General features: G+C 36.2%; 8 protein-coding genes. All 8 read left to right on the top strand.

Going from position 1 to position 7,318, the window contains the following annotated elements:
* Positions 1-260: 260 nt before the first annotated feature.
* A complete protein-coding gene (xerC, locus tag ACLIBH_RS03110) occupies positions 261-1,166 on the top strand; it encodes a tyrosine recombinase XerC (protein ID WP_439315224.1) in 906 nt (301 codons plus the stop codon).
* 25 nt (positions 1,167-1,191) lie between these two features.
* Entirely contained in the window at positions 1,192-1,737 is a 546-nt protein-coding gene (gene hslV / locus ACLIBH_RS03105) for an ATP-dependent protease subunit HslV (RefSeq protein WP_439315223.1), read from the top strand.
* A gap of 26 nt (positions 1,738-1,763) precedes the next feature.
* A complete protein-coding gene (hslU, locus tag ACLIBH_RS03100; protein ID WP_439315222.1) occupies positions 1,764-3,164 on the top strand; it encodes an ATP-dependent protease ATPase subunit HslU in 1,401 nt (466 codons plus the stop codon).
* A gap of 117 nt (positions 3,165-3,281) precedes the next feature.
* A complete protein-coding gene (gene codY / locus ACLIBH_RS03095) occupies positions 3,282-4,061 on the top strand; it encodes a GTP-sensing pleiotropic transcriptional regulator CodY (protein ID WP_439315221.1) in 780 nt (259 codons plus the stop codon).
* A 399-nt stretch (positions 4,062-4,460) separates the two neighbouring features.
* The gene (gene flgB, locus ACLIBH_RS03090; RefSeq protein WP_439315220.1) at positions 4,461-4,856 is read left to right on the top strand and encodes a flagellar basal body rod protein FlgB; all 396 of its coding nucleotides are present in this window, start codon (positions 4,461-4,463) and stop codon (positions 4,854-4,856) included.
* A complete protein-coding gene (flgC, locus tag ACLIBH_RS03085; RefSeq protein WP_439315219.1) occupies positions 4,857-5,312 on the top strand; it encodes a flagellar basal body rod protein FlgC in 456 nt (151 codons plus the stop codon).
* A gap of 16 nt (positions 5,313-5,328) precedes the next feature.
* Positions 5,329-5,631, top strand: a complete 303-nt coding sequence (gene fliE, locus ACLIBH_RS03080; protein ID WP_439315218.1) for a flagellar hook-basal body complex protein FliE — start codon at positions 5,329-5,331, stop codon at positions 5,629-5,631.
* 95 nt (positions 5,632-5,726) lie between these two features.
* Positions 5,727-7,316, top strand: a complete 1,590-nt coding sequence (gene fliF, locus ACLIBH_RS03075) for a flagellar basal-body MS-ring/collar protein FliF (RefSeq protein ID WP_439315217.1) — start codon at positions 5,727-5,729, stop codon at positions 7,314-7,316.
* The last annotated feature ends 2 nt before the right edge of the window (positions 7,317-7,318 follow it).

Raw genomic sequence — 7,318 nt, 5'->3', positions numbered from 1 at the left:
TTTTCATTTAGTGAAATAATTGAATCTTGTTTGTTGACTATTTATTATGAAATGGCTATAATTGTTCCTTGGTAAGCGAGGTATCCAGCTTGCAATACGTTTATAGGTCATTAATCCAGAATATGCTCAATAAGTAACAAATTATAAATAGGAATTTATATCCTAATTCTGAATTTTGGTACAATTTAGTTAAATTAATTGCGATCTGAATTTCAATATGATATGCTTTAATCGCTGTTTATAGGGGTAGGGGTGAGTGAATGTTTAGTCAATGCTGTAAATTATTTAAAGCCTATTTACAAATTGAAAAGAACTCTTCTCCTTATACAATAAAGTATTACACAGACGATATAGAAACTTTTTTTAACTTTCTGAAAAAAGAAGGTATTGATCATTTAAATGCAGTTGACTACCATACGGTTCGTTTATTTTTAACAGACCTATATCACGAGCAATTAAGCCGAAAGTCTGTGTCTAGAAAAGTATCTAGTCTTAGAAGCTTTTATAAATTTCTTACAAGAGAGAATATTGTGGCAACCAACCCATTTCAACAAGTAACCTTACCTAAACCAACAAAGCCAATACCTGGTTTTTTTTACTTGGAAGAGATGGAAGCCTTATTTAAAATGAATGACGTCACTACTCCTTTAGGGCAAAGAAATCAAGCTATATTAGAAACGTTATATGCGACAGGAATTCGAGTTAGCGAATGTCAGCAATTAGAATTGGATCAGATTGATTTTTCTATCGGCACGGTACTTGTAACTGGGAAAGGCAGAAAAGAACGTTACGTACCATTCGGCCAATATGCAGCAGACGCTCTAAAAATGTATATAGATAATGGTAGAAGAGAGCTTTTAAATAAAGGCAATGAAAATACAAAAAGTGTCTTTTTAAATGCACGTGGCAAGCCATTAACAGCGCGAGGTATTCGATTAGTCTTGAATAAAATGGTTGAAAATACGGCTGCTACCGTACATATTCACCCACATAAGTTACGCCATTCCTTTGCAACACATATGTTAAATGAAGGTGCTGATCTTCGGTCAGTGCAAGAACTGCTTGGCCATGAAAATTTGTCATCAACCCAAATATATACACATGTTACGAAGGATCGTTTACGAAATGTGTATATGAAAAGCCATCCACGGGCAAAAAGAGAATAAGTATTTTTAGAGGAGAGGTGATTATGTGTCGACGGAAATACATGCAACAACTATTTTTGCTGTACAGCATAACGGACAGTGTGCAATGAGTGGCGATGGCCAAGTAACATTAGGAAATGCTGTTGTAATGAAGCATAAAGCTAAAAAAGTGCGAAGCTTATTTAATGGGCAAGTATTGGCAGGCTTTGCTGGCTCAGTTGCAGACGCATTTACATTATTTGAGAAATTTGAAGGGAAACTAGAAGCATATGACGGGAATTTAATGCGTGCATCAGTAGAACTTGCTAAAGAGTGGCGTAGCGACAAAGTGCTTCGTAAATTAGAGGCAATGCTTATCGTTATGAACAAGACCCATATGTTTTTAGTTTCAGGTACAGGTGAAGTAATTGAGCCTGATGATGGAATTTTAGCAATTGGATCTGGTGGCAATTATGCGCTTAGTGCAGGCAGGGCATTGGTTAAATATTCAAGCGAGTTATCGGCTCAAGAAATTGCAAAGGCTGCGTTAGAAATTGCCGGGGAAATCTGCGTTTATACGAATGATCAAATCACTTTAAAAGTGCTTGATTAAAGCTTACTTTAGGAGGGCTTATCTTAATGGAAAAAAACGTAACTCCAAAGCAAATTGTTGAGCAACTGAATCGATTTATTATCGGGCAAGATGCTGCTAAAAGATCGGTAGCTGTTGCCTTAAGAAATCGCTATCGCAGAATGCAATTAGAAGATTCGCTAAAAGATGAAATTGTTCCGAAAAATATTTTAATGATTGGTCCAACTGGTGTGGGAAAAACAGAGGTTGCAAGACGGCTTGCGAAATTGGTTCAAGCTCCTTTTATAAAAGTCGAAGCGACTAAATTTACAGAGGTCGGATACGTTGGGCGAGATGTTGAATCAATGATACGAGACTTGGTTGAAATGGCTGTACGGATGGTAAAGGAAGAGAAAATGAACGAAGTGAAAGAAAAGGCGGAAGAAGAAGCGAATAAAAGGATTGTAACGCTACTCGTACCTCAAGCCAAAAAGCAGTCAGCGACGATGAAGAATCCATTTGAAATGCTGTTCCCTAACCAAGATCAAAGTGAAAATGACGATAAACAAGAAAACAAAGAAAACGAAGAAATTAAAAATAAACGGTCCCGCATAAAGCACCAATTAGAACTGGGTGAATTAGAGAACCGTATTGTTACGGTCGAGATTGAAGAGCTTCCGCCATCTATGTTTGATATGTTGCAGGGCTCGGGCATGGAACAAATGGGTATGAATATGCAAGATGCTTTTAGTCAATTTATGCCAAAGAAAAAAAAGAAGCGCAAACTTCCGGTACGTGAAGCAAGAAAGTTATTAACACAACTAGAAGCGCAGAAGCTAATTGATATGGAAGAAGTAGCACAGGAAGCAGTCCATCGTGCCGAGCAAGCTGGAATTGTATTTATTGATGAAATTGATAAAGTAGCTGGAAAGCAGGAGCATTCAGCAAATGTCTCTCGTGAGGGTGTTCAGCGTGATATCCTTCCTATTGTAGAAGGATCAACTGTTGTTACAAAGCACGGTCCGGTAAAAACAGATCATATGTTATTTATAGCAGCTGGAGCCTTTCATATGTCGAAGCCTTCTGATTTAATACCAGAATTACAAGGTAGATTCCCAGTACGCGTAGAATTTGAAAAACTGAACGTTGATGATTTTAAACGGATTTTGAAAGAGCCGTCTAATGCGTTGCTGAAACAATATGAAGCATTAATGCAAACAGAAGGTATAAAAGTTGATTTTACAGACGAAGCTGTAAATAGATTAGCCGAAATAGCTTTTCAAGTTAACCAGCAGTCAGATAACATTGGCGCACGGAGACTTCATACGATTTTAGAAAAACTTTTAGAAGATTTATCCTTTGAAGCACCTGAAATTGGAATGGGTACAATTGAAATTACTACCGGATATGTCAATGAGAAGTTAAACAAAATAGTAGGCGATAAAGATTTAAGTCAATTTATTTTATAATTGGCAATAAATTGTCGAATTTAGACGAATCAATTGGTTGTAATTAATGATAAAATATTTTTTATTCGTTAATTTAAAATATAAGTAAAACTATCTAACTAAATGGAGGATTTAGAAATGAAATTATTAGATCGAACTAGAAAAATAAATGCAATGCTACAAAAAACAGCAGGCAAACCGGTGAACTTCAATGATATGTCTAAAACGTTGACAGAAGTAATAAATGGGAATGTATTTATTTTAAGCAGACGCGGAAAGCTTTTAGGTGTTGCAATTAATCAAGAAATTGAAAATGAACGCATGAAAGAGATGTTAGAAAAACGACAATTCCCTGAGGAGTATACGCAAGGGTTGTTTAACATTCACGAAACAACTGCAAACATTGATATTAGCAGTGTATATACGGTTTTTCCTTATGAAAATAGAGAGTTGTTCCAAAGTGGTTTGACGACGATCGTACCGATTATTGGGGGCGGTGAGCGTCTTGGAACACTAATCTTAAGTAGATTGTCAGAGGAATTTAGCGATGATGACCTTATTCTTGCAGAGTATGGTGCAACTGTAGTTGGTATGGAAATATTGCAAGGGAAAGCAGAAGAAATTGAGTTAGAGGCACGTAGTAAAGCTGTTGTCCAAATGGCCATTAGCTCGTTATCATACAGTGAGTTAGAAGCAATCGACCATATATTTGAAGAATTAAATGGTAAAGAAGGATTGCTTGTAGCTAGTAAAATTGCAGATCGCGTAGGAATCACCCGTTCCGTTATTGTAAACGCACTAAGAAAATTAGAAAGTGCTGGTGTAATTGAATCACGCTCCTTAGGTATGAAAGGAACATATATAAAAGTTCTTAATGACAAATTTTTGGTTGAACTAGATAAATTACGTTCTAGATAAGTTGAAGAAAAAATTCATACAGACCTTTAAAAGTTGAAAACACTTCTATAATTTAATTAAGAAGTTAAGTAGTCCAGTTCGAATTGGAGTTACTTAGCTTCTTTTCCTTTTTGCGAATTTTTACTTTACAATTGTAGCCTCGGGTTATTAGTTGATTATGATCGTAAGAAATTCGAATTTGCGGCTTTCACAAGGGAAGGAAAAAGGAAATGTTATATAATTCAAAATAGTACAATATGTAATTTGTTAGTACTAGGGCAATAGTACCATTTCACGACAATGTCGAGAATAATGTCGAAATACGGTAGACTTTCTAACTAATATAAATTACAATATCGATATCAATGGTCATCAATTGGATGGTTAAAACGTCCAAGTTAAGTGGTGGGGGAGATTTTTTTGAAACTATTTAATGAAACTTTTCGAACACTAGAACATTCATTACAATATTCAGCAACAAAAAATGAAGTGATCTCCAATAATATTGCGAATATTGATACTCCAAATTATAAAGCAAAAAATATCCTATTTAAATCAATGCTGGATGACTCCATTAGCGCATTGTCAGCAAAGCAATCCCATTCTAAACATATCCCATTCAATTCAAAGACAGATTATTCCCCTTTTCGGATCGTTTCCAATCGAACTACGAGCTTTAACCACAATGGAAATAATGTAGATATCGATAAAGAAATGTCTGATTTAGCAAAAAACCAAATTTATTATCAAAGCTTAATCGATCGATTAAATGGTAAGTTTGGCAGCTTACAAACTGTAATACGAGGAGGAAGATAAATGTCTGTATTTAACGCGCTTAATTCAAGTGCAAGTGCATTGACTGCACAACGTTTACGCATGGACCTCATTTCCTCTAATATTGCGAATGCGCAAACTACTCGAGCAACTGTAAATGAGGCAGGCGAATATGAGCCATACCGACGGAAAATGATTGTACTTGAACCAAACGGAGCTTCTTTCCGAACTTTTTTACAAAAAGCAACATCTAACCAAAGCCCGCAAGCTACAGGCGTGAAAGCGTCGCGCATTATTGAGGATGAAGAACCGTTTAAAGTTGTTTATAACCCGGCACACCCGGACGCAAATGCGGCTGGTTACGTACAACTACCAAATGTTGATCCATTAAAAGAAATGGTTGATCTAATGAGTGCAACAAGATCTTACGAGGCCAACATAACAGCATTAAACGCAACAAAAAATATGCTTTTAAAAGCTTTGGAAATTGGTAAGTAAATAAGGAGTGATGGAAATGAATTCATCCATTTATAACGTATCACAGAACATGTTAAATACGATACAAGCACATAAACAGTCGACGCCTGCTGAGTCACAAGCGAAGTTTGCAACGATGCTCAAGTCAGCAATACAACATACAAATAATATGCAGCAAGCATCCGATCATAAAACAAAGCTGTTGGCGAATGGACAAATTAATGATCTCCACGACGTAATGATTACAGCACAAAAGGCAAGTATAACATTAGAAACTACTGTGCAAGTCCAGCAAAAAGTATTGGATGCCTATAATGAGATTATGCGAATGCAAGTATAATAACGTCACACGTTAATTGTACCCAGGTCTTAAAACGTACTAACATATAGTTTAAATATAGCAATTTTAATTATAGAAAATCTGGTGGGGAATATATGAAAGAGAAACTAATGCATGTAAATGAAAGGCTTATTAATTTTTGGAAGATGCGAACAAGGAGCCAAAAGATAGCTTTTATTGGAACAGTTGCAGTTTTATTCATTTTAATTGGCTCAATTGTTCTGTTTACAACAAATACTAAATACGTCCCGTTATATAACAACTTATCCTTGCAGGAAGTTGATCAAATTAAAACAGAACTGGAAACAAAAGGTGTTCCATATGAATTAACTGCAGGTGGAACAACAATTAAGGTTCCAGAAAGTCAAGTCGATTCCCTTATCGTTGAATTAGCTGGCCAAGGTATACCGAATAGCGGAAGCATTGATTATTCTTTTTTCAGTAATAACACGTCATGGGGAATTACAGATAATGAATTTAACTTAATAAAACTTGATGCAATGCAAACAGAGTTAGCAAATTTAATTAAAGGAATCGAAGGTATTAATGATGCCCAAGTGATGATTAACATTCCTGAGGAAACCGTCTTTGTTAGCCAGGCAACAGAAGAGGCCAGTGCTTCTATCGTGCTAAACACAAAACTAGGCTACAAGTTTGAAGGAAATCAAGTAGAAACGTTATACCATCTAGTTTCCAAAGCTGTCCCTAATTTGCCCCCAGATAATATAGTAATTATGAACCAATATTTCGAATACTTTGATCGCAATCCAGTATATACTGCGCAAGATGAATTTACATATCAGCAAACAGTAAAAAAGGACATTGAACGTGATATCCAAAAAAGGCTACAGCAAATGCTCGGTGCGATGGTTGGTATGGAGAAAGTTATCGTATCTGTCACGACCGATATTGACTTTACAGCCGAAAATCGAACAGAGGAGCTTGTCGATCCGGTTGATTTAGAGAGCATGGAAGGTTTGCCAATTAGTATCGAAAGCATTCACGAAACATATTCAGGCGATCAACCAATTGGGGGCGTTGCCGGCACGGGTGAGGAAGATATTGCCAATTATCCAGGTGCAGAAACTGGTAAAGGTGGCGATTATGAACTTGTGAAAGAGACGATTAATAATGAATTTAATCGTATTCGTAAAGATATCGTAGAAAGCCCATATAAAATTAGAGATATTGGAATTCAAGTAGCCGTTGATAATTTGAAAGAGGAAAGTGGCAATGAAGAAGTTCAATACTTATCCGCCCAAGAAGAAAGTACCGTTGAACAAGGGATAACATCAATATTAAATTCCATGATTATTACATCAATCGACAAAGCATACGGGGAAGTCAATCCGGACGAAAAAATTTCTATCGTATTTCAGGAATTTACAGGCAGACAAACAACTCCTGCTAGTCCAACGCCTATTATTCCACTATGGATGTATATTGTTGGCGGTTTTTTACTGCTTATAATTATTTTGTTAATTTTCTTGTTATTGCGAAATCGGAAGCAGGAGATGGGTTTAGAGGAAGAATCACCTCGTCTACAAACGACAGAAGAAGTTCCAGAGATTAGTGAAAAACTTGATTCCCAATCTGATATTCAGAGGAAACAACTGGAGAAAATGGCTAAAGATAAGCCTGAAGAATTTGCGAAATTGTTACGAAGCTGGATTACAGACGATTAGGG

The sequence above is a fragment of the Virgibacillus sp. W0430 genome (assembly GCF_051846935.1).
GTDB lineage: Bacteria > Bacillota > Bacilli > Bacillales > Amphibacillaceae > JBPYCR01.
This window is presented reverse-complemented; position numbering and strand designations above follow the sequence as displayed.